Genomic DNA, 23,783 nt, shown 5'->3' on the forward strand with positions numbered 1-23,783 from the left:
CGCGCCGGCGGCGAAATCAGCGGCGGTGGCGGCGCGGTCCCAGCCCGCCCAGCGCGGTTTCCGCCGCGCGCACCACGGCACGGCCCTTGTTCAGGGTTTCCTGCCACTCGTTCTCGGGCACCGAGTCGTGCACCACCCCGGCCCCCGCCTGGATGTGCAGCTCGCCTTCGTGCAGCACCGCCGTGCGGATGGCGATCGCGGTGTCCATGTTGCCGGACCAGGAGAGATACCCCACCGCACCGGAGTACGGCCCGCGCTTGACCGGCTCCAGCTCGTCGATGATCTCCAGCGCGCGGATCTTGGGCGCGCCGCTGACCGTGCCGGCGGGGAAGGTCGCCCGCAGCACGTCCATCGCCGACAGCCCGGGCGCCAGCTCACCCTCCACGTTCGAGACAATGTGCATCACGTGCGAGTAGCGCTCCACCGCCATGGTCTCGGTGACCCGGACCGAGCCCACACGGCTGACCCGGCCGGCGTCGTTGCGCCCCAGGTCGATCAGCATCAGATGTTCCGCGCGCTCCTTGGGATCGGCCAGCAGTTCGGCCTCCAGCGCGCGGTCCTCGTCCGGATCGCGCCCGCGCGGCCGGGTCCCGGCGATCGGGCGCACGGTCACGCGTTCGTCCTCCAGGCGCACCAGGATCTCCGGCGACGCGCCGACCACGTGGTGATCGCCCAGGTCCAGGTAATACATGTAGGGCGACGGGTTCAGTTCGCGCAGGGCGCGGTAGAGATCCAGCGGCGGCGCGGAAAACGGCACGCTCATGCGCTGCGCCAGCACCACCTGCATCACGTCGCCGTCGAGGATGTACTGCTGCGCCTTCTCCACCGCGGCCTGGAAGCCCTCGGCCGACCACCCGGGAACGTATTCCGGCACCGCGTGCGGATGCGGCGGATCGTCCGGCGGAACCAGCGGTTCGCCCAGACGGGTCTCGAGTTCATCCAGGCGCTCGGACGCCACCGCCTGCCCGTCCGGCCGGGACGCATCGGCGTGCACGACCAGATACGCGCGACTGGACAGGTTGTCGTAGACCACGACTTCCTCGGAGACCAGCAGCAGGATGTCCGGCAGGCCCAGTTCGTCGGGCTTGTCCGGGCCGTCCAGGCGCGGCTCGATCAGGCGGACGGTCTCGAAACCGAAGTAGCCGACCAGCCCGCCGGTGAAGCGCGGCAGGCCCGGCAGATCAGCGACACGGAAACGCGCCTGATAGGCCTCGATCCAGGCCAGCGGGTCGGCCACGGTCTCGCGTTCGACCACCTCGCCGTCGGTCTCCACCGTGATCTCGTGGCCGTGCACCCGCACCAGGGTGCGGGCCGGCAGGCCCACGAACGAATAGCGCCCCCAGCGCTCGCCGCCCTGCACCGATTCGAACAGATACGAATACGGCCGGTTGGCCAGCTTGAGGAAGATCGACAGCGGGGTCTCGAGGTCGGCCAGGACCTCGCGCACCAGCGGGATGCGGTTGTGGCCTTCGCGGGCCAGCTCGTCGAACTGTTCGGGCGTCATGGCGGACATTTCCTGGCAACGGGTCGGATGAAGGACGGCGGTTCAGAGGCCGTCGCGCCATCGTCCGGTTGCGGGGAAGCAGGCGTCCATGACCGGCCTCATGCCGCCCGTGCCGGCAGTCGCGCAGGGAGCTCGTCCAGACGGTCCAGCACCGCGTCCGGATTCTGGTCGCGGATGTCGTCCCCGTGATTGTAGCCGTAGGTCATGCAGACGATCTGGAATCCCGCCGCGCGCGCCGCCTTCACGTCGCTCTTCGAATCCCCGACCATCAGCGAATCCTCCGGCTTCACCCCCAGCTCGCGTGCGGCATGCCACAGGGGCTCCGGGTCCGGTTTTTTCTTCTCCAGGTCGTCGCCGGCGACCACGATCTCGAAGTCGTCGAGGATGCCCTTCTCCGCCAGCAACGGGCGGGTGAAGCAGCCCGCCTTGTTGGTCACACAGCCCAGGCGGTAACCCTCGGCCTTCAACCGGTCCAGGCCCTCGCGCACGCCGGGATACAGCGGGCTGCGCCCGGCGGTATTCTCCTGGTAGATCCGCATGAACACCGGCAGGGCCCGCTGGTACAGCTCCGGGTCGGGCTCGCCGTCGAGATCGTTGACCAGCGCACGCTGCACCAGCCGCTCGACGCCGTTGCCCACCCAGTTGCGCACCGCGGCCTCACCGCGCTCGGGCAGGCCGAGCTCGCGCATCATCGCGTCCACGCTCCAGGCCAGATCGGGCACGCTGTCGATCAGCGTGCCGTCCAGGTCGATCAGGATCATGGCGGGGCGCTTCAGGCTCACGGGACCCTCAGGCGCCGGCCAGTTCGTCACGCATCTTCTTGAGGATGCTGTCGTAGCGGTTGGGATCGGAATCCTCGCCCGCGCCGAAGATCGCCGAGCCGGCGACGAAGGTGTCCGCGCCGGCCGCCTTCACCTCGCGGATGTTGTCGGCCTTCACGCCGCCGTCGATCTCCAGGCGGATGTCACGGCCGGAGGCGTCGATGCGCTGGCGCGCCTCGCGCAGCTTGTCCAGCGTGCCGGGGATGAACTTCTGCCCGCCGAAACCGGGGTTCACCGACATCAGCAGGATCATGTCGACCTTGTCCATCACGTAATCCAGATGCGACAGCGGGGTCGCCGGATTGAACACCAGCCCGGCCTTGCAGCCCTCGCTCTTGATCAGCTGCAGGGTGCGGTCGATGTGGTCGGAGGCCTCCGGATGGAAGGTGATGTAGCTGGCACCGGCCTGGGCGAAATCCGGGATGATGCGATCCACCGGCTTGACCATCAGGTGCACGTCGATCGGCGCCTGGATGCCGTGCTTGCGCAGGGCTTCGCAGACCAGCGGGCCGATGGTCAGGTTGGGGACATAATGGTTGTCCATCACGTCGAAGTGGACGATGTCGGCGCCCGAGTTGAGGACGTTCTCGACTTCCTCGCCCAGCCGGGCGAAATCGGCGGACAGGATGGACGGAGCAATCAGGTCGGGTTGTGCCATGCGGTGCCTCGTGAAAGTTGCATCGGGAAGGAAACCGGACACGGGCCGGTTCTTCTGAACCGCAAAACTTTACCCGAAGGCGCGGCCCCGGGCAAAAAAACCGGGACCGCGCCGCGGGGCCGGCGGGAACCGCCCCGGGAAGGTAACGCGTGCCTTACTCGGCGAACTCGGTGTCGATAAAGGCCGCCACGTTGGCGATGTCCTCGTCGCTCAGCGACTGCGCGTGGGGGCGCATCAGTGCGGTATTGTCTCCCACTTGTTCGCCGGCGCGGTAGCGTTCGAGCTTGTCCGTCACGTAGGCGGCGTCCTGGCCCTTCAGGGCCGGGAAGATCGCCTGACCACGTCCGTCGGCCTGGTGGCAGCTGGCACACACGGCCTGATACATGGACTGCCCGGCCTTGATGTCGGCCGCCTGCGCCGGGAGGGTAAAGGCGAGGGCCAGACCGGCCCCGGTCATCAGCGCGAATACATTCTTCATTGTTGTTGTCTCCTGCTGGATCCTTCGGGTTTTGTGCACAGGGTCTCAGCCGCTGCGTGGAAGGAACATTAGCAGGCACTTCCTGAACGGTTCATTAAACAAATGCTGATTTGATCGGGGCAGGTCAGCGTCCGTGGAGATAGCGCTCGTCCGACCAGGTGGCCAGCCAGCCCGGGCGCAGGACCACCAGGGCCGTGACCACGATGCCGTTGACCACCGACTCGGGCAGGATCAGCAGGGGGAGATAGCGCACGTAGTCGCGATAGACCTCGTGCCAGGCCAGTTCGGTGAACAGGCCGTACACTGCCGCGGTACCCAGCACCGCGACCACCGCCGACAGCGCCCCTCCGAGGAAGGCGACCCCGTAGAGATAGATGAACATGTGCGGCGGCAGGCGGGTTTCGGTCAGGCGCAGCAGCCCCCAGGTCACCGCCACCGGCAGAATGCCGGCCAGCAGCACGGTCAGGGGCACGGTCGACATCGGCAGCACGCCGAACAGTCCGAGCACGCCCACCACCAGAAACGCCAGCAGGATCGCCAGCTGCCAGCCGAACACCAGGGTCACCGCGGTCATGCCCATCAGGTGGAGGGCCAGACCGTCCACGGTCTGCGCGCGCAGGGTCCAGATGACCAGCAGCGCGATGAATGCGCCGGCGAACAGCTGCGCGCGACCGGGAAAGAAAAAGGCCTCCCAGGGCATGCGACGCAGCATCAAGACCAGCCCCGCCCCGGTCAGGAGGGCCACCAGCACCTGGAGCGCGACGGGCAGATCGGCCGCACCCTCGGCCACGGGTCAGCCCTCCTCGCGGCGCGCCAGGGCGACGGTGTAGTCGCGCCCCTGCTTGAGCTTGTCGTAATTGCCGAACACCTCGCGAAACCCCTTTTCGATGAAGCGTCGCAGCCCGGTAATGGTCACGACATACAACCGCCCTCCGGGGTTCATCTGCTCGTGCGCATCCAGCAGCCAGGTATAGAGCAGCTCGCGCCCGACCTTGGCCGGGAGATTGGAGGCGACGACATCGAAGCGACGGTCGCGGATATGCGAGAAGCCGTTGCTCAGCACGCATTCGACGTTGGCCAGCCCGTTACGCTCGGCATTCGCGCGGGCGTATTCCACCGCCATGAAGTTGGTGTCCACCAGGGTGCAGGCCCCGGGCTCGGCCTTGTGCGCCATCACCAGGCCGATCGGGCCGTAGCCGCAGCCGAGATCGAGGCAGCGATCACCGGATCCGATCTCGGCGTGCCGCAGCAACAGCCGGGTCCCGTCGTCGATCCGCCGCGGCGAGAACAGGCCCCAGGTGGTCCGCAGGCGGAGCGGCACGCCTTCCAGGGTCTCCTCGATCTCGAGGTCCTGTTTCAGTTCGGCCTGACGCGCGCGCCGCGCGGCGGCATCGGGAAAATGGTTCCGGCTCATTGCGATGGTTCTCCGGCGAGGCCCCGCCACAGGGATTCGGCGACGTCGGCCACTGCGTCGGCGTCGTCCTCGTCCGGCAGGCCGACCACGTTTACATGCCCCATCTTGCGCCCCGGACGGGCCTCGGCCTTGCCGTACAGATGCAGCCGGGCCCGCGCCTCGCCGAGCACGCCGGTCCAGTCCGGCGCGGTGGCCGCCGGCCACAGGTCGCCCAGCAGGTTGACCATGGCCACCGGGGCCGTCGCCCGGGCCGGGGCCAGCGCCAGGCCACAGACCGCGCGCAGCTGCTGTTCGAACTGTGACACGCTGCAGGCATCCAGGGTGTAATGGCCGGAATTGTGGGGCCGCGGGGCGATCTCGTTGACCAGCAGCTCGCCGCCGGCGGTCACGAAGAATTCCACCGCCAGCACCCCGCAGTAATCCAGATGATCGGCCACCCGCAGCGCGACGTCACGGGCCTGCTGCTCCAGTGCGGCGGACAGACGCGCCGGGACCCGGGTCAGGTGCAGGACGCCGTGGCGATGATGGTTCTCGGCCACCGGGAACACCTCGCTGTGCCCGTCGGGCGCGCGCGCCACGATCACCGAAACCTCGCGCGCCAGCTCGACCTGCTCTTCCAGCACGCAATCCACCCCGCCCAGCCCGGCATGGGCCGCGGCCAGGTGGTCCGGATCCTCGAGACGGGCCTGCCCCTTGCCGTCATAGCCCAGACGAGCGGTCTTGAGCACCGCCGGGAAGCGCGGCTCGCCGGCCCCGGTGGCCGGGGGCTGCGGATCACGACCGGCCAGCACCGGTCGCCACGGCGCCACCGCGATCCCTGCCTCGGCGAGGAAGCGCTTCTCCGCCAGCCGGTCCTGAGCGATGGTCAGCGCGCGTGGCCCGGGGCGCAGACAGCCGCGCGCCGCCACGCGTTCCAGCGACGCGGCGGGGATGTTCTCGAACTCGGCGGTGACCACCGCGCAGGCATCGGCCAGCTGATCCAGCGCCGCGTGATCGTCGAATGCGGCGACGCGGTGCCAGTCCGCGACCGCTCCGGCGGGGCTGCGCGGGTCCGGGTCCATCACCATCACGGCGTAGCCCGAACGGCGCGCGGCCAGCACGAAATAGCGGCCCAGCTGGCCGCCGCCCAGCAGGCCGAGGGTGGCGGGCGGAGCAATCATGGACGGTTCACGCCGGATCCGGCGGCAGGCTCTGACCGAGAACGGCGTCGCGCTGTTCGGCGCGGAAGGCGTCCAGCCGCGCCGCGAGATCGGGGTCGCCGGTGGCCAGCATCGCGGCCGCGAACAGCGCGGCATTGGCGGCACCCGATTCGCCGATGGCGAAGGTGGCCACCGGGATCCCGCGCGGCATCTGCACGATGGACAGCAGCGAGTCCTCGCCCTGCAGGTGACGCGAGGCCACGGGCACGCCCAGCACCGGCACCGGCGTCTTGGCGGCCAGCATGCCCGGCAGGTGCGCGGCGCCGCCGGCGCCCGCGATGATCGCGGACAGACCCCGCTCGCGCGCCTGTTCGGCATACTCGAACAGCAGATCCGGCGTGCGATGCGCGGACACCACGCGGGTCTCGTGGGGAATCTCCAGGCGCGCCAGCAGTTCGGCCGCACGCTCCATGGTTCCCCAGTCCGAGGTGCTGCCCATGACCACGCCCACGCGCGGCGGTGTTGCGGTGTCGGTGATATTCATCCGCGCAACCATAGCGGGAGCGCCGTGTGGCGACAAGCCGGCCGGCGCTCTTCGGCGGCGCGTTCCCTGTGTCGCCACAGCCGCTACAATACGCGGATGGACGATACCCTTCTTGAAAGTGACATCCCCGACCTGGAATGCGTCCACCGCGGCAAGGTGCGCGACCTGTACCGGGTGGACGACGACCACTGGCTGATGGTGACCACCGACCGGCTGTCGGCATTCGACGTGATCCTGCCTACGCCGGTGCCGGACAAGGGACGGGTGTTGACCGCGATCACCGTGTACTGGATGCGGCGCATCGAGCGCGAGCTGGGCATCCCCAATCAGCTGACCGATATACCGCTGGCCGAGGTGGTGCCGGACCCCGGGGTGCGCGCGCCGCTCGAGGGGCGCAGCCTGGTGGTGCGGCGACTGGAGGCCCTGCCGGTGGAAGCGGTGGTGCGCGGCTACCTGATCGGCTCCGGCTGGAAGGACTATCAGGCGACGGGTGCGGTCTGCGGTCTCCCGCTGCCACCGGGCCTGGAGCTGGCCGGGGCACTGCCGGAGCCATTGTTCACGCCCAGCACCAAGGCGGCGGTCGGGGATCACGACGAGAACGTCGACTTCGACCATGTCGCCGCTGCCATTGGCGAGGAGCGCGCGCGCGAGGTGCGTGACGCCAGCATCGCGATCTACAACCTGGCGCGCGAGCACGCCGCCGCGCGCGGAATCATCATCGCCGACACCAAATTCGAATTCGGGCTCGACCGCGAAGGCCGCCTGCATCTGATCGACGAGGTCCTGACACCCGACTCCTCGCGCTTCTGGCCGGCGGACGAATATACGCCGGGCCGTAGCCCCGCGTCGTTCGACAAGCAGTACGTGCGCGACTATCTCGAAACCCTGGACTGGGACAAGACGGCCCCGGGGCCGGCGCTGCCCGCGGAGATCGCCGAGCAGACGGCGGCGCGCTATCGCGAGGCGCTGGAACGCCTGACCGGGTCGCCGCTCGACCGGCCATGAATCCCGCGGGCCTGTTCGTCAGCGCCACCGACACCGGCGTGGGCAAGACCTTCGTTGGCTGCGCGCTGCTGCGGGCCTGGTGCGCGGCGGGGCTGAGGCCCGTCCCGTGCAAGCCGGCGGAATCCGGCTGCGAGACAGGGCCGGACGGCCTGTATCCCGCCGACGGCGTGGCCCTGACCGCCGCCGCGGGGCTGCCCCCGGCGGCAGTGGCACGGGTGACCCCCTGGCGATTCCCCGATGCCCTCGCCCCGGACCAGGCGGCGCGCAACATCGGCCACCCGCTGTACCTCGCGGAACTGGTCGACGCCTGCGAGGCACAACGAAAAGGAGCGCAAGGGCCGCTGCTGGTGGAAGGCGCCGGCGGCTTCTATTCGCCGCTGGCCGAAGAAGCGCTGAACGCCGACCTGGCCGTGGCGCTCGGCCTGCCGGTGCTGCTGGTGGCGGAAGACCGCCTCGGGACGCTGAACACCTGCCTGCTGACGCTGGAGGCCCTGGAGCGGCGCGGACTCGCACTGGCGGGGATCGTGCTCAACCGGCGCCAGCCCGACACCGATCCACAACTGGACAACGCATCCGCCCTGCAACGGCGCACGCACGCGCCGGTGATCGAACTGGCCGAGGGGATTACCTCGGACCGCGCCGGTCAGAGGGTCTCGACCTCCATCGCATCGGGCCTGATTCCGCCTTCGGCCGGATCGGCCTCCGGCCGCTGATCCTCACCGCCCCGCGCCGGGGCCTCGTCGGCTTCGTCGCGGCGGAGCTCGAGCAGGGCATCCCGCAAGGCCTGGGTGCCGGGGTGATCCACGCGACGGCTCTCGAGGATGTGCACCGGCCGCAGATCCTCGCGGTAGTAGGCCTCGTTGAAGTCTTCGCGGACGGTCAGGCGCGAGCCTTCGAAACTCATGCCCAGATACGCCCCGCGCGCCCGCGCGTAAGAAATGAAATCCGCATTGACGGAAGCGCTGCGCCCGGCGCCCACCGGGCCCGCGGCGACTTCGGCATCACCTCCCAGGCGCATGGACGAGGCGAACAGCGAATCGCGGGCATCGGGCCGCCGTGCGACCATCACCACCTCGGCGGCGTCCCCGCCGATCTGCACGCCGAAGCTGACGGATCCCAGAGAATAGAAACCCACTGGACTGTAGTCGCCCTCGTCTTCGTCCCAGGCCAGGGCCACGCCCAGCCCGCCGGATCCGCCAATGAAGAACCCCCCACGGATCACGCGCGGGAAGATCACCACCGCATGCGCTTCCCGCAGGTCGGCACGCAGTGCGGGGTAGTCGGGGTGCCCGGCCATGCGGGTGAGGGTGTCCTTGGCGCGGTCGACGATGTCCTGCGGATCGACGTCCCGCGCGAACGGATTGGCGCTGGCCGGCGGCGCCAGGGAAAGGATCAGGGCAAGGGCGAGGAGCAGGACTGCGAAATGACGCATCGGGACCTCCGGGGAGGGGCCGTTGTTCGGAACAGGGTGGCAATGATCGCACAAAAAAAGGGGGCCGAAGCCCCCTTTTTCGTGCATCCGTGCGCGGATCGCGAGATCAGTTGATCTTCGGATCCAGATCGCCGTTGTTGTAGCGGGCGACCATGTCGTCCAGCGACATCGGCTTGATCTTGGACGCCATCCCGGCGCAGCCGAAGGCTTCGAAGCGCTGCTTGCAGACGTCCTTCATGCCGGCGGTCGAGGCCTTCAGGAACTTGCGCGGGTCGAATTCCTTCGGGTTCTCGGCCAGGAACTTGCGCACCGCGCCGGTGGAGGCCATGCGCAGGTCGGTGTCGATGTTGACCTTGCGCACGCCGTGCTTGATGCCTTCCTGGATCTCCTTGACCGGGACACCATAGGTCTCGCCCATGTCACCGCCGTACTGGTTGATGATCTTCAGCCATTCTTCCGGTACCGAGGAGGAGCCGTGCATCACCAGGTGGGTGTCCGGGATGCGGGCGTGGATCTCCTTGACCCGCTCGATGGCCAGGATGTCACCGGTCGGCGGACGGGTGAACTTGTAGGCGCCGTGCGAGGTGCCGATGGCGATGGCCAGGGCGTCGCACTTGGTCTTCTTGACGAAGTCCGCGGCCTCGTCCGGGTCGGTCAGCAGCTGGTCGTGGGACAGCGTGCCTTCGGCGCCGGAACCGTCTTCCTCCCCGGCCTGGCCGGTTTCCAGGGAGCCCAGGCAGCCCAGCTCGCCTTCCACGGACACACCGCCGGAATGGGCCATCTCGGCGACCTTGGCGGTCACGTCGACGTTGTAGTCGTAGGTCGACGGGGTCTTCATGTCGGGCATCAGGGAGCCGTCCATCATCACCGAGGTGAAGCCCGACTGGATGGAACGCAGGCACACCGCCGGCTCGGAGCCGTGGTCCTGGTGCAGCGCGATCGGGATGTCCGGATACTGCTCGGCGGCCGCTTCGATCATGCGGCGCAGGAAGGGCTCCCCGGCGTACTTCCGCGCACCGGCGGACGCCTGAATGATCACGGGGGAGTCCACTTCCTTCGCGGCCTCCATGATCGAATGGATCTGTTCCATGTTGTTGGCGTTGTAGGCCGGCATGCCGTAGCCATGCTCGGCGGCATGGTCCAGCAGCTGGCGAAGCGAGATCAGTGCCATGGTTCCTCCTTACGGGATTCGCACTTCAGGTTGGGAACTGGACGTCCGGGTGACGGTCGCCGTCAGGCGACTTCGCCGGCCCGGACGATTTTCATTGCGTTGGTGCCGCCATGGGCACCCTGCAGGTCGCCCTTGGTGATTATGACCAGCTGGCCATCCTGCACGACCCCCTCGGCCTTGAGCAAGTTGACCGCTTCGCGGTTCAGGCTCTCATGGCTCTCCGGCAGCGAGTCGACATACACCGGGTAAACACCGCGGTACAGGCTCATGCGCCGGCTGGTGTCCATGCGCCGGGTCAGCGCGTAGATCGGGATCCCGGAACTGATCCGCGACATCCACAGCGCGGTGGCGCCGGACTCCGTGAGGGCCGCGATTGCCTGCACGTCCAGGTGGTTGGCGGTATACATGGTGGCCATCGCGATCGCCTCGTCCACCCGACCGAAGGTCGAGTCCATTCGGTGGTCGGACTGCCGCGCGGCACGCTGGCGCTCGGCGGCTTCGCAGATCCGGTCCATGCTGGAGACCACCCGTCCGGGATAGCGTCCGGTGGCGGTCTCGCCCGACAGCATCACCGCGTCGGTCCCGTCCAGCACCGCGTTGGCCACGTCGAAGACCTCCGCCCGCGTGGGGATCGGATTCTGGATCATGGTCTCCATCATCTGGGTCGCGGTGATGACCAGACGGTTGAGAGCACGCGCCCGCGAGATCAGGGTCTTCTGCACCCCGGGCAGTTCGGCGTCGCCGATTTCCACGCCGAGATCCCCGCGCGCGATCATGATCACCTCGGTTGCCGAGATGATTTCGTCGATCACGTCCAGGGCCTCGGAACGCTCGATCTTGGCGCAGATCCCCGCCTCCCAGCCGGCCTCCTTCAACAGGCCGCGGGCAAGGTGGATGTCCTGCGCCGAGCGCGGAAAGGACACAGCCAGGTAGTCCACCTCCAGCTCGGCCGCCAGGCGGATGTCCTCGCGGTCCTTGTCGGTGATCGCCGGGGCGGACAGGCCTCCCCCCTGGCGATTGATGCCTTTATTGTTGGACAGCTCGCCGCCGACCACGACTTCAGTTTCGACCCGGCTGGCCGCGACCGCGGTCACCTTGAGCACGATACGACCATCATCCAGCAGCAGGATGTCATCCGGGCGCACGTCCTTCGGCAGGTCGGTGTAGGTCAGGCCGACCTGGGTGTCGTCACCGTCGTCGCGGCCCAGACCCGCGTCCAGCGCGAACGGTGCGCCTTCTTCCAGGTGCACCTTGCCATTGGCGAAGCGCTCGATGCGGATCTTGGGCCCCTGAAGATCGCCCAGGACGCCGACCACGCGATGGGCACGCTCGGCGGCCGCGCGCAGTCGCTGCACGCGGGCACGGTGGTCATCCGGATCCCCGTGCGAGAAGTTGACGCGCACGACATCGACGCCGGCCTGGATGATGGCATCCATGGCTTCGTCGCTGTCGGTCGCGGGGCCAAGGGTGGCTACGATCTTGGTGCGTCTCACGCGGGGCTCTCCGATGTTGGATGACGTAGCATTCAAGGCCGTTCAGCCCTTCGCCCGCTCCTCGAGCATCGCCACGGCCGGCAGCGTCTTGCCTTCCAGGAACTCGAGGAAGGCACCGCCGCCGGTGGAGATGTAGCTGATGCGCTCGGAGAGATCGTATTTGTCGATTGCCGCCAGTGTGTCGCCGCCGCCGGCAATGGAGAACGCATCGCTTTCCGCGATCGCCTCGCCCAGGGCCCGGGTGCCCGCGGCGAACTGATCGAACTCGAACACGCCCACCGGGCCGTTCCACACGATGGTGCCGGCATTACGCAGGGCTTGTGCGTAGGTGGAGGCGGTGTCCGGACCCACATCGAAGATCATGTCGTCGGCGCCGATCGCGTCCACCGCTTTGGTCTCCGCCGGCGTGCTGTCGGAAAACTCCTTGCCCACGGTGACGTCGGTCGGCACCGGGATCTCGCCGCCCTTGGCGCGCGCGGCTTCCATCAGCCGCTTCGATTCGTCGACCAGATCGGCCTCGTACAGCGAGTTGCCGACATCATGGCCCTGGGCCGCAATGAAGGTGTTGGCGATGCCGCCACCCACGATCAGCTGGTCCACGACCTTGGACAGGGATTCCAGCACGGTCAGCTTGGTCGAGACCTTGGACCCGCCGACGATTGCGACCAGCGGGCGCTTCGGGTTGTCCAGCGCCTTGCTCAGGGCTTCCAGTTCGCGGGCCAGCAGCGGACCGGCGCAGGCCTGCGGCGCGAACTTGCCGGCCCCGTGGGTGGAGGCCTGGGCGCGGTGAGCGGTACCGAAGGCGTCCATCACGTAGACGTCGCACAGCGCGGCGTACTTCTTCGCCAGCGCCTCGTCATCCTTCTTCTCGCCCTTGTTGAAACGGACGTTTTCCAGCATCACCACCTCGCCGGGCTGGATCTCCACCCCGTCGAGATAATCCCGCACCAGACGCACTTCGCGGCCGAGAAGCTGCCCCATGTGCTCGGCGACCGGGGCCAGGGAATCCTCCTCGGAGAATTCGCCCTCGGTGGGCCGGCCCAGGTGCGACATCAGCATCACGCCGGCGCCGCCTTCCAGGGCCTTCTGCACGGTCTCGAGACTCGCGCGGATACGCGCATCGGACGTGACCTTGCCGTCCTTGACGGGGACGTTCAGGTCCTGGCGCACGAGCACGCGGCGACCCTGCAGATCGAGATCGGTCATCTTGGTGACGGACATGGAATACCTCGCGGAAAAGGTTGGAACGAATAAAGTCTTCGGTGCAGCCCCCCTGGCGGGGAGGCTGCGCCCAAGACTCTGGCGGGATGCCGCCGGGAGCGGCACGCGCCCCGGCGGACTCCCCGCAGGTCTTATTGGGCGACGTGCTCCACCATGCGAAGCATGTTGCAGGTGTAGCCGTACTCGTTGTCGTACCAGGCCACGACTTTCACGAACGTCGGGTCCAGCTGGATGCCGGCGCCGGCATCGAACACCGACGGGGCGGTGTAGCCGCGGAAGTCGGTGGAGACCACCAGGTCTTCGGTGTAGCCCAGCACGCCCTTCAGCTCGCCCTCGGAGGCCTTCTTCATGGCCTCGCAGACGGCCTTGTAGTCGGCTTCGCCGTTGAGCTCGGCGGTCAGGTCCACCACCGAGACGTCGGAGGTCGGCACGCGGAAGGCCATGCCGGTCAGCTTGCCGTTCAGCTCGGTCAGCACCTTGCCCACGGCCTTGGCGGCACCGGTGGAGGACGGGATGATGTTCTCCAGGATGCCGCGGCCGCCGCGCCAGTCCTTCATGGACGGGCCGTCGACGGTCTTCTGCGTGGCGGTGGCGGCGTGCACGGTGGTCATCAGGCCGCGCTTGATGCCCCAGTTGTCGTGCAGGACCTTGGCCACCGGCGCCAGGGCGTTGGTGGTGCAGGAAGCGGCGGAGACCATGTTCTGGCCGCTGTAGTCGCCGTGGTTGACGCCGTAGACGAACATCGGGGTGTCGTCCTTGGACGGGGCGGACATCACGACCTTCTTCGCCCCGGCGTCCAGGTGCTTCTGCGCGGTGTCGGCGGTCAGGAACAGGCCGGTGGACTCGATCACCACGTCGGCGCCGATGTCGCCCCACTTCAGGGCGGACGGATCCTTCTCCGCGGTCAGGCGGATGCGGTTGCCGTTCACGACCAGGTCATTGCCCTCGACGCTGATGTCGCCTTCGAAGCGGCCGTGGACCGAATCGTAGCGCAGCATGTAGGCCAGGTATTCCGGATCCAGCAGGTCATTGATGCCGACCACCTGCAGGTTGGGGAAGTCCTGGGCGATGGCGCGGAAGGCCATGCGCCCGATGCGGCCGAAACCGTTGATACCAACCTTGATAGCCATGGGAGTCTCCTCTTTTCAGCTCTTATTGAAAATCGTCGGGGCTCAGCCGTTCAGCACGTCGCGGGCGATCTGCGCGACATTCTCCGGCTTGAAGCCGAAGTAATCGAACAGCGCACCGCCCGGGGCGGATTCGCCGAAGCAGTCCATGCCGAACACCGCGCCGTCCATGCCGGTGAACTTGTACCAGCCCGCGGTGGCGCCGGCCTCCACGGCCACGCGCTTGCGCACGGCGGACGGCAGCACGGATTCGCGGTAGGCCGGATCCTGCTGTTCGAACAGTTCCACGCAGGGCATGGACACGACGCGCGCCTTCTTGCCCTCGCCGGCCAGCGTCTCGGCCGCCTGCACGGCCAGCTCGACCTCGGAACCGGTCGCGATGAAGATCAGATCCGGGGTGCCGTCGCAGTCCTTCAGCACGTAGCCACCGCGCGCGATGTTGGCGAGCTGTTCGCCGTCGCGCTCCATGTGCGGCAGGCCCTGGCGCGACAGGATGAACGCGGACGGGCCGTCGGTGCGCTCGATGCCGGCCTTCCAGGCGACAGCCGTCTCGACCGCGTCACAGGGGCGCCACACGTTCAGGTTGGGGATCAGGCGCAGGCTCGGGGTCTGCTCGATCGGCTGGTGGGTCGGGCCGTCCTCGCCAAGGCCGATGGAATCATGCGTCAGCACGTACATCACGCGCTGCTTCATCAGCGCGGACATGCGGATGCCGTTACGCGCATAGTCCGAGAAGATCAGGAAGGTCCCGCCGTACGGGATGAACCCGCCGTGCAGCGCGATCCCGTTCATGATCGCGGCCATGCCGAACTCGCGCACGCCGTAGTACACGTAGTTGCCCGCGGCGTCTTCCTTGCTGACGCCCTTCGAGCCGCTGTACATGGTCAGGTTGGAGCCGGCCAGGTCGGCGGAGCCGCCCAGCAGTTCCGGCAGGGCCGGGGCGTAGCCACCGATGGTGGCCTGCGACGCCTTGCGCGAGGCGACCTTCTCGGCCTTCTCTACGGTCTGCTTGATGAAGGCATTGGCCTTCTCGCTCCAGTCGGCGGGCAGATCACCGGCCATGCGACGCTCGAACTCGGCCGCCAGCTCCGGATGCGCCTGCTTGTAGGCGGCGAAACGCTCGTTCCATTCGGCTTCGGCCCTGGCCCCCTTGTCCTTCGCGTTCCAGCCGGCGTAGATGTCGTCCGGGATCTCGAACGGGCCGTGTTCCCAGCCCAGTTCCTTGCGGGTCAGCGCGACTTCGTCGTCGCCCAGCGCGGCGCCATGGCACTCTTCCTTGCCGGACTTGTTCGGGGAACCGAAGCCGATCACGGTGCGGCAGCAGACCAGGGTCGGCTTGCCGGTTTCCTTGCGGGCCTGCTCGATCGCGGCCTTGACCGCATCGGCGTCATGGCCGTCCACGTCGCGCACCACGTGCCAGCCATAGGCCTCGAAACGGGACGGGGTGTCGTCGGTGAACCAGCCTTCGACCTCGCCGTCGATGGAGATGCCGTTGTCATCCCAGAACGCGACCAGCTTGCCCAGGCCCAGGGTGCCGGCCAGCGCGCAGGCCTCGTGCGAGACGCCTTCCATCAGGCAGCCGTCACCGAGGAACACATAGGTGTTGTGGTCGACAATCTCGTGCCCGGGCTGGTTGAAATGCGCGGCCATCATCTTCTCGGCCAGCGCCATACCCACGGCATTGGAGACACCCTGGCCCAGCGGGCCGGTGGTGGTCTCGACCCCGGCGGTGTAGCCGTACTCCGGATGGCCGGGGGTCTGCGAATGCAGCTGACGGAACTGCTTGAGCTCGTCCATCGGCAGGTCGTAGCCGGTCAGATGCAGCAGCGAGTACACCAGCATCGAGCCGTGCCCGTTGGACATCACGAAACGGTCGCGGTCGGCCCAGTCCGGGTTCGCCGGGTTGTGCTGCATGTAGTCGTTCCACAGCACCTCGGCGATGTCCGCCATCCCCATCGGGGCCCCCGGGTGACCGGAATTGGCCTTCTGGACCGCGTCCATGGAAAGGGCGCGGATGGCATTGGCAAGCTCTCTACGGGTGGGCATGCGGGTCTCCTGCTCAAGTGATGAAAGATTCTGGCCGGGGCGGGAGCCGGTCTGACGGCTCCGGCGCTGCAGCATCAAGGCGCGCCGGGCGGACCGGACATGGGACGGACGAGGCCGCACAACCCCAGCAACGGCGGAGCATTTTGGCCACTTTCAAGCAGCGGGGCAAGTCGCGCCCTCGCGCGCCTCGGCGGCCGTCACACGGCATTGGGCGGGAGGCCTTCACGAAGGCTTCACCCGGGGGGGCTTAGAAATTCCCGGCGAGTCGCGTTACACTAGCGGTCGTTTTGCGCAAAACTAAATCGAAACGACAGAAAAGGAACGCTTAATGTCCAACTACATCTTCACCTCGGAATCGGTCTCTGCGGGTCACCCCGACAAGATGGCCGACCTGGTCTCCGACACCATCGTCGACGCCATCATCGAGCAGGATCCGCACGCCCGCATCGCGTGTGAAACCGCCACCAAGACCGGCATGGTGATGCTGCTGGGCGAGATCACCACCGGCGCGCAGATCGATTACGAGCGCCTGGTGCGCGAGACCGTCTGCGAGATCGGCTACGACGATTCCCACAAGGGCTTCGACGGCAACACCTGCGCCGTGCTGAACGTGCTGGGCGAGCAGTCCCAGGACATCGCCATGGGCGTGGACCGTGACGTCTCCGACCGCGCCACCCAGGGCGCCGGTGACCAGGGCCTGATGTTCGGCTACGCCGCGCGCGAAACCGATACCCTGATGCCCGCCCCGATCTTCTACGCCCACAAGATGGTGCGCATCCAGTCCGAGCTGATGAAGAGCGGCAAGCTGCCGTGGCTGCGCCCGGACGCCAAGAGCCAGGTCTCCCTGCGCTATGAAGACGGCAAGCCGGCCGGCCTGGACGCGGTCGTGCTGTCCACCCAGCACAGCCCCGAGATCTCGCAGAAGGACCTGCAGGAAGCCATCTATGAAGAGGTCTTCAAGAAGGTCCTGCCGGCCGAATGGCTGAGCCAGGTCTCCAACGACCAGATCCACATCAACCCGACCGGCAAGTTCGAGATCGGTGGCCCGGTGGGCGACGCCGGCCTGACCGGCCGCAAGATCATCGTCGACACCTACGGTGGCATGGCCCGCCACGGTGGCGGTGCGTTCTCCGGCAAGGACCCGTCCAAGGTGGACCGTTCCGCCGCCTACGCCGGCCGTTACGTGGCCAAGAACGTCGTCGCCGCCGGCCTGGCCGACAAGTGCGAGATCCAGGTCTCCTACGCCATCGGCGTGGCCGACCCGACCTCGATCACGATCGACACCTTCGGCACCGGCAAGATCGACGACCGTCGCATCGAGACGCTGGTCCGTGACATCTTCGATCTGCGCCCGTGGGGCCTGATCCAGATGATGGATCTGCTGCGTCCGATCTACAAGGCGACCGCCGCCTATGGCCACTTCGGCCGCGAAGACGTCGACCTCCCGTGGGAGCGCACCGACAAGGCCGAGGAACTCAAGAAGGCCGCCGGACTCTAAGAGAGTCCATATTACGTAAGCGAAACACCCATCCGGCTGAGGAGCGCTGCAGCGGTTCCACCGTCAGGCTCAGCCGGATGTTCCCCTGAAGTAACACGGCGCTCATCCAGACCAACGGAGAAGTAACACCATGAATGCTGTGATGGATGCCAAGAAAACCGGCGATTACGTCGTCAAGGACATCAACCAGGCCGAGTTCGGCCGCAAGGAAATCGCGATCGCCGAGACCGAAATGCCCGGTCTGATGCAGACTCGCGAAGAGTACGCGGCCTCCCAGCCGCTGAAGGGCGCCAAGATCGCCGGCTCCCTGCACATGACCATCCAGACCGCCGTGCTGATCCAGACCCTGGAAGCGCTGGGTGCCGAGGTCCGCTGGGCCTCCTGCAACATCTACTCCACGCAGGACCACGCTGCCGCGGCCATCGCCGACAACGGCACGCCGGTCTTCGCCGTGAAGGGTGAGACCCTGGAAGAGTACTGGGACTACTGCCACCGCATCTTCGAATTCGACGGCGGTGCCAACATGATCCTGGACGACGGTGGCGACGCGACCCTGCTGCTGCACATCGGCGCCAAGGCCGAGAAAGACCCCTCCGTGCTGGAAAACCCCGAGCACGAAGAGGAAGTGGCCCTGTTCGCCAAGATCAAGGAACGCCTGGCCGAGCAGCCCACCTGGTACTCGGACATGCTGTCCAAGATCCACGGCGTGACCGAAGAGACCACCACCGGCGTGCACCGTCTGTACCAGATGGCGAAGACCGGCGAGCTGGCCTTCCCCGCCATCAACGTCAACGACTCGGTCACCAAGTCCAAGTTCGACAACCTGTACGGCTGCCGCGAGTCCACCGTGGACTCCATCAAGCGCGCCACCGACGTGATGATCGCGGGCAAGATCTCCGTGGTCGCCGGCTACGGTGACGTCGGCAAGGGTGCCGCCCAGTCGCTGCGTGGTCTCGGCTCCACCGTGTGGGTCACCGAGATCGACCCGATCTGCGCCCTGCAGGCCGCGATGGAAGGCTTCCGCGTCGTCACCATGGACGAAGCCGCCGACAAGGCCGACATCTTCATCACCGCCACGGGCAACAAGGACGTGATCACCGAAGATCACATGACCCGGATGAAGGACCAGGCCATCGTCTGCAACATCGGCCACTTCGACTCCGAGATCGACGTCGCCTCGATGCGCAAGTACGAGTGGGACAACATCAAGCCGCAGGTTGACCACATCATCCTGCCGAACGGCAACCGCATCCTGATGCTGGCCGAAGGCCGTCTGGTGAACCTGGGCTGCGGCACGGGCCACCCGTCCTTCGTGATGTCCAACTCGTTCACCAACCAGACGCTGGCGCAGATCGAGCTCTGGAACAAGGGCTCGGAGTACGACAAGCAGGTCTACATCCTGCCGAAGCATCTGGACGAGAAGGTCGCGAACCTGCACCTGAAGAAGCTGGGCGCGAACCTGACGCGCCTGACCGACGACCAGGCCAAGTACCTGGGCATGTCGGTGGATGGTCCGTTCAAGCCGGAACACTACCGCTACTGATCGGCCAGCCTCACATTAGTCAACTGACTGTGTGACAGCCCGGGCGGGCCGCATACTCGTGCGGTCCGCCTTCTTTTTGTCTGGAGGACAAGCAATGAGCAATCAGGAACGCGTCTTCAGCGTTGAATTCTTCCCGCCCAAGGACGAGGCCGGCGCCGACCGTCTGGCCAAGGCCCGCAAACGTCTGGGCGCCCTCAAGCCCGAGTTCTACTCGGTGACCTTCGGCGCCGGCGGTTCGACCCGCGACCGCACTCTCGAGACGGTCAAGGACATCATCAACAACGACGGCATCCCGGCGGCCCCGCACGTCTCCTGCATTTCGTCCACCAAGGACGAACTGCGCGACCTGCTGAACGCCTATCGGGACATTGGTGTGGACCGCATCGTGGCCCTGCGTGGCGACCTGCCGTCCGGTACCAAGCATTCCGGTGGCGATTTCCGCTACGCATCGGAGCTGGTGGAGTTCGTGCGTGCCGAATTCGGTAACCAGTTCAAGATCGAGGTGGCGGCCTATCCGGAGTTCCATCCGCAGGCCCCCAGCGCCGAGAAGGATCTGGACAACTTCAAGACCAAGGTGGATGCCGGCGCCGACACCGCCATCACCCAGTATTTCTACAACGTCGACGCCTATGTCGCGTTCATGGAACGGGTGCAAGCGATGGGGATCACCATCCCGATCATTCCGGGAATCATGCCGATCACCAACTACACCCAGATCGTGCGCTTCTCCGAGATGTGCGGTGCCGAGATCCCGCGCTACATCCGCAAGCGGATGGAGGCGTATGGCGACGACAAGGACTCGATCCGCAAGTTCGGCATCGAGCAGGCCACCCGCTTGACCGACGATCTGCTGGAAAAGGGCGCCCCCGGCATCCACTTCTATTCGATGAACCAGGCCGGCCCGACCGAACAGATCTGGAAGGACCTGGACCTCGACAGCCGTCGCTGACCATGCGCTGCCCCCGTCTGCTGATCGAGAACGCCGATCTGGCGGCGGGGCTGCGTTTGCCGGCCCCGGAGGATCGACTGCATTACGCCACCCGGGTTCTCCGGCTGAAGGACGGCGCCGCGTGCCGTCTGTTTGACGGCCGCGGCAATGAATTCGACGCCCGCCTGGAGACCGCCGGTCGCCGGGCGGGCGTTTTTCATCTGGGGGAACGCGCCACCGAACCGACCACCCCGCGCTTCCCGATCACCCTTCTCCAGGGCATCGCGCGTGGCGATCACATGGATCTTGCGCTGCAGAAGGCCGTGGAACTGGGCGTTTCGCGTATCCGGCCGGTTCTGTGCGAGCGCAGCCGTTCGGCTGGTGGTCACAAGGGCCTGGACCGGCGCCAGAGTCACTGGCAGGGCGTCATTGCGGCGGCTGCGGAGCAGTGCGGACGGAACGAACTGCCGGTGCTGGAGTCCGTCGGCCAGCCGGACGCAGTGCTGCGACGGGACGGTCCCGGTTCCACCGCCAGCCTCGCATTGCTCGCGGATGAAACCGGCGCGCCACTGTCGCGGATCGTGGAATCCCGCCAGTCCGTGGCGACGGAGAACGCCAGCGTCTTCGTGGGCCCGGAAGGCGGCCTGACCGATGCCGAGCGCACCCTCGCTCGCGACCACGGGTTCCACCCTGTACGCACCGGCCCGCGAACGCTGCGCACCGAGACGGCCGCCATCGCGATTCTGACGCTGGTGCAATGGCGCTTCGGTGACCTGGAGCCACCCGGCGAGTAGCCTCAGTCTGCCGGAGCCGGGCGTGTTTCCGAAGTCCCGGACGAGCGGGCGGTCCTGCCCGTACCGGGAAGCTCCCGGAGCCGGGCCTCGACGGTATCCAGGCGCAGCAGGTGCGTGGTCACGCCCGATGCCTTGACCCGCCACGACCACGGTGTGGTCTCCACCCCTTCCAGAGCGAAGATGTTCTGCGGCGTGACACGCACCGGGTGCGGTGTCCCCCTGACCTCCAGCGCGTAGTACGGGAGGGACTCCGGCTCGTCCGCGCCCTGCAGAACGAGAAGACGGGTGAACCGGCGATGATCCTCGCCGGTGTCGCGCGCCGGATCCAGCAGATGATTCACGTTGATCACCGGAATCTGCAGTTCCTTCCAGAGCAGGGGGGCCGCAAGCCATGGCCGTTCGGCCGAAACCTCGTCTTCCTCCAGGCTCGAACCCGGCCGGGTGGTGACCTCCAGCAAGGCGCTGCGCGGCAGCAGGATGGAGCCCGCCTCCAGCTGCACGATCACTGCTTCAACGCGACCTTCGCTCTCGCTCATCGTTCTCCTCCGCCCCCGGCAGGCCTCATGCCGGAGTGCCCTCCAGCTGATGCTCGATCTCGCTGAGCAGGTCGTTCTCGAGGTACGGCTTGCCGAGATAACCGTTCACACCCAGCCGCATGGCTCGCTCGCGGTGCTTGGAACCGCTGCGCGAGGTGATCATGATGATCGGTACGTCGCGGAACTCGGGATGTTCGCGCACATGAGCGGCGAACTCGAAACCGTCCATCCGCGGCATCTCCACGTCCAGCAGGATCAGATGCGGCCGGCGCTCGTCCAGGAGCGTCACCGCATCGAGGCCGTCGCGCGCGGTCACTACCTCGTAGCCCCTGCGGGTCAACAGACGCGCGGTCACCTTGCGAATGGTGATCGAGTCGTCGACCACCATGATGCGCGTCGCGGCGCTTTCGGGCTCGACGGCCTCGGCCTCGGCGGCGGTCGCCACGGTTGCGAACCGCATAAGCATGCTCAGATCCAGGATCAGCATCACCGAGCCGTCACCCTGCAGCGTGGCCCCGGCCACACCGGGGATCCGGCTCAGCACCGGACCGACCGACTTGACCACCACCTCCTGGCTGCCCGCCAGGCCATCCACGCGCAGCGCGACCTTCTGCTCGTCCGCACGTACCAGCAGCAGCGGGAAAGGCTCCTCCGGCAGCGGGTGAACCCCGGCCTGGGTCTCGATGCCAAGGATCTCGCCCAGTGAATGCAGGGCGTATTCCTGGCCCACATAGCTGTAGGTCGGCGCCGCGCCGGAGTCGTCGATCTCCTCGCGCCGCGCGCGTACCACGCCCTCCACCGAGGCCATCGGAACCGCAAAGGTCTCCTCCCCGACCTGCACCAATAACGACTGGCTGATCGCCAGCGTGAACGGGAGCCGCAAAGTAAACCGCGATCCGGAACCCGGGATGGAATCGATGTCCAGCGTTCCGCCGAGCTGCTTGACCTCCGCGTTGACCACATCCATGCCCACACCGCGCCCGGCCACATGGTTCACCGAGGCGGCGGTCGAGAATCCGGACTGCAGGATCAGCTGCAGGGCCTGATTGTCGCTCAGTTCCGCCTCCGGCGTGATGACTCCGCGGTCGATGGCCTTGGCCCGCACGACCTCGGCATCGATGCCGCCACCATCATCGGCAACCTCCATCCGGATCTCGCTGCCGGCCTGCTCCAGGCTTACCGTGATGTGGCCTTCCCGCGGCTTTCCACGTTCTTCCCGTTCGTCGGGCGTTTCGATGCCGTGCGCCACCGCATTGCGCAGCAAGTGTTCCAGCGGGGCCACCAGGCGCTCCAGCAGGGCACGGTCGAGCTCGGAATCCTGGCCGACGAAATCCACCCGGACCTCGCGCTGCATGTCGTCGGCCGCCGCGCGCACCACGCGCCGCAGGCGTGGCGCCATGCGCGCGAACCGGACCATGCGCTGCCGCATCAACTGGTCCTGCAGCTCGGTACCCACGCGTTTTTCCTGCACCAGCACGCCGCCGGCGGTCCGGAGCTCGTCGTCCACCTCCTGCTTCAGGCTGTCGAGGTCGCTCACACTCTCCGCCAGCGCGCGCGAAAGTTGCTGAATCCCGGAGTAGCGATCCATCTCCAGCGGATCGAAATCCACCTGCTCCTCGCCGGTTTCCTGTTCCACCCGGAACAGCACCTGCGCCTCGGTTTCGATCTCGAGCTTGCGCAGCTGTTCGCGCACCCGCGTGATGGTCCGGTCCAGCTCCTCGACCTGGTTTTCTACCCGACCCACCGTCTGCTCGAAACGCCGGTGGAAGGTCGCCAGTTCGCCGGCATTGTTGACCAGGCTGTCGAGCACTTCGGCGTCCATCCGCACCTGGTCCTGCAGCTTGCGGCTACCCGTTTCGGCATCTGCGGCCCGGGTTGCGGCCTCCCCGTCCGCCGGCGCCTCGCTCGGCTCGGCTTCGGCGGTCTCCTCCCCGGTCTGCTCCGCGCCGTCACCATCGGCTTCTTCTTCCAGCGTCCAGCGCCTCAGGACCGCCAGTTCTCGGCTTTCGTTTTCATCCGTCTGCCACGGTCCGACGCCGCGTTCGACCAGACCCTGAACTTCCACCAGGGCCTTCTCCGCCGCGTCGAAGAACGACGGACGGGGATCCTGGCCCGCTTCGGTCTCGATCCCCAGGGTGGTTTCCAGAGCGTGGGCAATCGCGCCCACCACCGTGAACCCCGCCATCCGGGCGCTTCCCTTCAGGGTGTGCACCTCGCGCTGGAAGGCTTCCTGGTCCGGGCCGGGCCGGCCGCCGGCCTCGCGCCAGGCCGCCAGGGTATGGAACGCCTGCTCGAGAATGTCATGGGCCTCCTCGATGAAGACCTCGCCGAACTCCGGATCAATCTCGTCTTCCGCCGGGTGGGAGGCCGCATCGACGGGCTCCGGCTCCGGCTCTGGCTCTGGCTCTGGCTCTGGCTCTGGCTCTGGCTC

At 67.1% G+C, this 23,783-nt stretch carries 22 protein-coding genes and 1 riboswitch; of the genes, 6 read left to right on the forward strand and 16 right to left on the reverse strand.

Annotated elements, in window-relative coordinates; all coding sequences use genetic code 11:
• Positions 1-16: 16 nt before the first annotated feature.
• The 8 genes from trpE to purE form a co-directional block, all read right to left on the reverse strand.
• Positions 17-1,504 carry an anthranilate synthase component I gene (gene trpE, locus D893_RS05705; protein ID WP_018947535.1) on the reverse strand — a complete coding sequence of 496 codons (1,488 nt, stop codon included), beginning with the start codon at positions 1,502-1,504 and terminating at the stop codon, positions 17-19.
• A gap of 98 nt (positions 1,505-1,602) precedes the next feature.
• Positions 1,603-2,286: a phosphoglycolate phosphatase gene (locus D893_RS05710; RefSeq protein WP_026289027.1), complete on the reverse strand. Its 684-nt coding sequence runs from the start codon at positions 2,284-2,286 to the stop codon at positions 1,603-1,605.
• 7 nt (positions 2,287-2,293) lie between these two features.
• Positions 2,294-2,983: a ribulose-phosphate 3-epimerase gene (rpe, locus tag D893_RS05715; protein ID WP_018947537.1), complete on the reverse strand. Its 690-nt coding sequence runs from the start codon at positions 2,981-2,983 to the stop codon at positions 2,294-2,296.
• Between the two features lie 154 nt (positions 2,984-3,137).
• Positions 3,138-3,461, reverse strand: a complete 324-nt coding sequence (locus D893_RS05720; RefSeq protein WP_024328293.1) for a c-type cytochrome — start codon at positions 3,459-3,461, stop codon at positions 3,138-3,140.
• Positions 3,462-3,585: 124 nt separating this feature from the next.
• Positions 3,586-4,251: an energy-coupling factor ABC transporter permease gene (locus tag D893_RS05725; protein WP_018947539.1), complete on the reverse strand. Its 666-nt coding sequence runs from the start codon at positions 4,249-4,251 to the stop codon at positions 3,586-3,588.
• Positions 4,252-4,254: 3 nt separating this feature from the next.
• Positions 4,255-4,875, reverse strand: a complete 621-nt coding sequence (locus D893_RS05730; protein ID WP_110619336.1) for a methyltransferase — start codon at positions 4,873-4,875, stop codon at positions 4,255-4,257.
• Positions 4,872-6,035, reverse strand: a complete 1,164-nt coding sequence (locus D893_RS05735) for a 5-(carboxyamino)imidazole ribonucleotide synthase (RefSeq protein ID WP_110619337.1) — start codon at positions 6,033-6,035, stop codon at positions 4,872-4,874. Before D893_RS05735 ends, D893_RS05730 begins: the two co-directional genes overlap by 4 nt.
• A 7-nt stretch (positions 6,036-6,042) precedes the next feature.
• On the reverse strand, positions 6,043-6,558 hold the full coding sequence (gene purE, locus D893_RS05740; protein WP_019022698.1) for a 5-(carboxyamino)imidazole ribonucleotide mutase: 516 nt from the start codon (positions 6,556-6,558) through the stop codon (positions 6,043-6,045).
• Between the two features lie 96 nt (positions 6,559-6,654).
• Here purE and D893_RS05745 point away from each other — a divergent pair, with 96 nt between their 5' ends.
• Both D893_RS05745 and bioD read left to right on the forward strand, forming a co-directional pair.
• Positions 6,655-7,563: a phosphoribosylaminoimidazolesuccinocarboxamide synthase gene (locus D893_RS05745; RefSeq protein ID WP_110619338.1), complete on the forward strand. Its 909-nt coding sequence runs from the start codon at positions 6,655-6,657 to the stop codon at positions 7,561-7,563.
• Positions 7,560-8,276, forward strand: coding sequence for a dethiobiotin synthase (bioD, locus tag D893_RS05750; RefSeq protein WP_110619339.1), 717 nt, complete (start codon positions 7,560-7,562; stop codon positions 8,274-8,276). The genes D893_RS05745 and bioD overlap by 4 nt, the downstream gene beginning before the upstream one ends.
• Here bioD and D893_RS05755 read toward each other — a convergent pair.
• The 6 genes from D893_RS05755 to tkt form a co-directional block, all read right to left on the reverse strand.
• Positions 8,207-8,995, reverse strand: a complete 789-nt coding sequence (locus tag D893_RS05755) for a lipid-binding SYLF domain-containing protein (protein ID WP_018947545.1) — start codon at positions 8,993-8,995, stop codon at positions 8,207-8,209. The two genes, bioD and D893_RS05755, sit on opposite strands and share 70 nt — an antisense overlap.
• Before the next feature lie 106 nt (positions 8,996-9,101).
• Positions 9,102-10,166: a class II fructose-bisphosphate aldolase gene (gene fba, locus D893_RS05760; RefSeq protein ID WP_018947546.1), complete on the reverse strand. Its 1,065-nt coding sequence runs from the start codon at positions 10,164-10,166 to the stop codon at positions 9,102-9,104.
• A 62-nt stretch (positions 10,167-10,228) separates the two neighbouring features.
• Complete coding sequence (gene pyk / locus D893_RS05765) at positions 10,229-11,659, reverse strand: pyruvate kinase (protein ID WP_110619340.1); 1,431 nt, start codon at positions 11,657-11,659, stop codon at positions 10,229-10,231.
• Between the two features lie 42 nt (positions 11,660-11,701).
• On the reverse strand, positions 11,702-12,880 hold the full coding sequence (locus D893_RS05770; protein WP_024328302.1) for a phosphoglycerate kinase: 1,179 nt from the start codon (positions 12,878-12,880) through the stop codon (positions 11,702-11,704).
• A 131-nt stretch (positions 12,881-13,011) separates the two neighbouring features.
• Positions 13,012-14,010 (reverse strand): type I glyceraldehyde-3-phosphate dehydrogenase, encoded by a 999-nt coding sequence (gap, locus tag D893_RS05775; RefSeq protein ID WP_077244762.1) that lies wholly within the window; start codon positions 14,008-14,010, stop codon positions 13,012-13,014.
• Between the two features lie 42 nt (positions 14,011-14,052).
• Positions 14,053-16,053, reverse strand: coding sequence for a transketolase (tkt, locus tag D893_RS05780; RefSeq protein WP_018947550.1), 2,001 nt, complete (start codon positions 16,051-16,053; stop codon positions 14,053-14,055).
• 328 nt (positions 16,054-16,381) lie between these two features.
• On the opposite strand from tkt, the gene metK reads away from it, so the two are divergent.
• The 4 genes from metK to D893_RS05800 all read left to right on the forward strand — a co-directional run bounded on the left by metK (position 16,382) and on the right by D893_RS05800 (position 20,816).
• Positions 16,382-17,551 carry a methionine adenosyltransferase gene (gene metK, locus D893_RS05785; RefSeq protein ID WP_018937129.1) on the forward strand — a complete coding sequence of 390 codons (1,170 nt, stop codon included), beginning with the start codon at positions 16,382-16,384 and terminating at the stop codon, positions 17,549-17,551.
• Positions 17,552-17,583: 32 nt separating this feature from the next.
• A riboswitch (S-adenosyl-L-homocysteine riboswitch) is annotated at positions 17,584-17,662 on the forward strand.
• 19 nt (positions 17,663-17,681) lie between these two features.
• On the forward strand, positions 17,682-19,094 hold the full coding sequence (gene ahcY, locus D893_RS05790; RefSeq protein WP_026289028.1) for an adenosylhomocysteinase: 1,413 nt from the start codon (positions 17,682-17,684) through the stop codon (positions 19,092-19,094).
• Positions 19,095-19,188: 94 nt separating this feature from the next.
• Entirely contained in the window at positions 19,189-20,043 is an 855-nt protein-coding gene (metF, locus tag D893_RS05795; protein ID WP_018947553.1) for a methylenetetrahydrofolate reductase [NAD(P)H], read from the forward strand.
• Between the two features lie 2 nt (positions 20,044-20,045).
• Entirely contained in the window at positions 20,046-20,816 is a 771-nt protein-coding gene (locus tag D893_RS05800) for a 16S rRNA (uracil(1498)-N(3))-methyltransferase (RefSeq protein WP_077244764.1), read from the forward strand.
• 2 nt (positions 20,817-20,818) lie between these two features.
• Here D893_RS05800 and D893_RS05805 read toward each other — a convergent pair whose 3' ends face one another.
• Both D893_RS05805 and D893_RS05810 read right to left on the reverse strand, forming a co-directional pair.
• Entirely contained in the window at positions 20,819-21,352 is a 534-nt protein-coding gene (locus D893_RS05805) for a chemotaxis protein CheW (RefSeq protein WP_110619341.1), read from the reverse strand.
• 25 nt (positions 21,353-21,377) lie between these two features.
• A partial coding sequence (locus tag D893_RS05810; protein ID WP_146220542.1) for a response regulator occupies positions 21,378-23,783 on the reverse strand: 2,406 nt, incomplete at its 5' end.

Origin of the sequence: Thioalkalivibrio sp. ALE21, assembly GCF_003208255.1 — a bacterium.
Classification (GTDB): Bacteria; Pseudomonadota; Gammaproteobacteria; order Ectothiorhodospirales; family Ectothiorhodospiraceae; genus Thioalkalivibrio; species Thioalkalivibrio halophilus.

Excerpts from the sequence above, each read along its gene's own strand:
- trpE (WP_018947535.1), bottom strand. The coding sequence starts at position 1,504 with ATGACGCCCGAACAGTTCGACGAGCTGGCCCGCGAAGGCCACAACCGC.
- rpe (WP_018947537.1), bottom strand. The coding sequence starts at position 2,983 with ATGGCACAACCCGACCTGATTGCTCCGTCCATCCTGTCCGCCGATTTC.
- D893_RS05720 (WP_024328293.1), bottom strand. The coding sequence starts at position 3,461 with ATGAAGAATGTATTCGCGCTGATGACCGGGGCCGGTCTGGCCCTCGCC.
- D893_RS05730 (WP_110619336.1), bottom strand. The coding sequence starts at position 4,875 with ATGAGCCGGAACCATTTTCCCGATGCCGCCGCGCGGCGCGCGCGTCAG.
- D893_RS05735 (WP_110619337.1), bottom strand. The coding sequence starts at position 6,035 with ATGATTGCTCCGCCCGCCACCCTCGGCCTGCTGGGCGGCGGCCAGCTG.
- purE (WP_019022698.1), bottom strand. The coding sequence starts at position 6,558 with ATGAATATCACCGACACCGCAACACCGCCGCGCGTGGGCGTGGTCATG.
- D893_RS05745 (WP_110619338.1), top strand. The coding sequence starts at position 6,655 with ATGGACGATACCCTTCTTGAAAGTGACATCCCCGACCTGGAATGCGTC.
- bioD (WP_110619339.1), top strand. The coding sequence starts at position 7,560 with ATGAATCCCGCGGGCCTGTTCGTCAGCGCCACCGACACCGGCGTGGGC.
- D893_RS05755 (WP_018947545.1), bottom strand. The coding sequence starts at position 8,995 with ATGCGTCATTTCGCAGTCCTGCTCCTCGCCCTTGCCCTGATCCTTTCC.
- fba (WP_018947546.1), bottom strand. The coding sequence starts at position 10,166 with ATGGCACTGATCTCGCTTCGCCAGCTGCTGGACCATGCCGCCGAGCAT.
- D893_RS05770 (WP_024328302.1), bottom strand. The coding sequence starts at position 12,880 with ATGTCCGTCACCAAGATGACCGATCTCGATCTGCAGGGTCGCCGCGTG.
- gap (WP_077244762.1), bottom strand. The coding sequence starts at position 14,010 with ATGGCTATCAAGGTTGGTATCAACGGTTTCGGCCGCATCGGGCGCATG.
- tkt (WP_018947550.1), bottom strand. The coding sequence starts at position 16,053 with ATGCCCACCCGTAGAGAGCTTGCCAATGCCATCCGCGCCCTTTCCATG.
- metK (WP_018937129.1), top strand. The coding sequence starts at position 16,382 with ATGTCCAACTACATCTTCACCTCGGAATCGGTCTCTGCGGGTCACCCC.
- ahcY (WP_026289028.1), top strand. The coding sequence starts at position 17,682 with ATGAATGCTGTGATGGATGCCAAGAAAACCGGCGATTACGTCGTCAAG.
- metF (WP_018947553.1), top strand. The coding sequence starts at position 19,189 with ATGAGCAATCAGGAACGCGTCTTCAGCGTTGAATTCTTCCCGCCCAAG.
- D893_RS05800 (WP_077244764.1), top strand. The coding sequence starts at position 20,046 with ATGCGCTGCCCCCGTCTGCTGATCGAGAACGCCGATCTGGCGGCGGGG.
- D893_RS05805 (WP_110619341.1), bottom strand. The coding sequence starts at position 21,352 with ATGAGCGAGAGCGAAGGTCGCGTTGAAGCAGTGATCGTGCAGCTGGAG.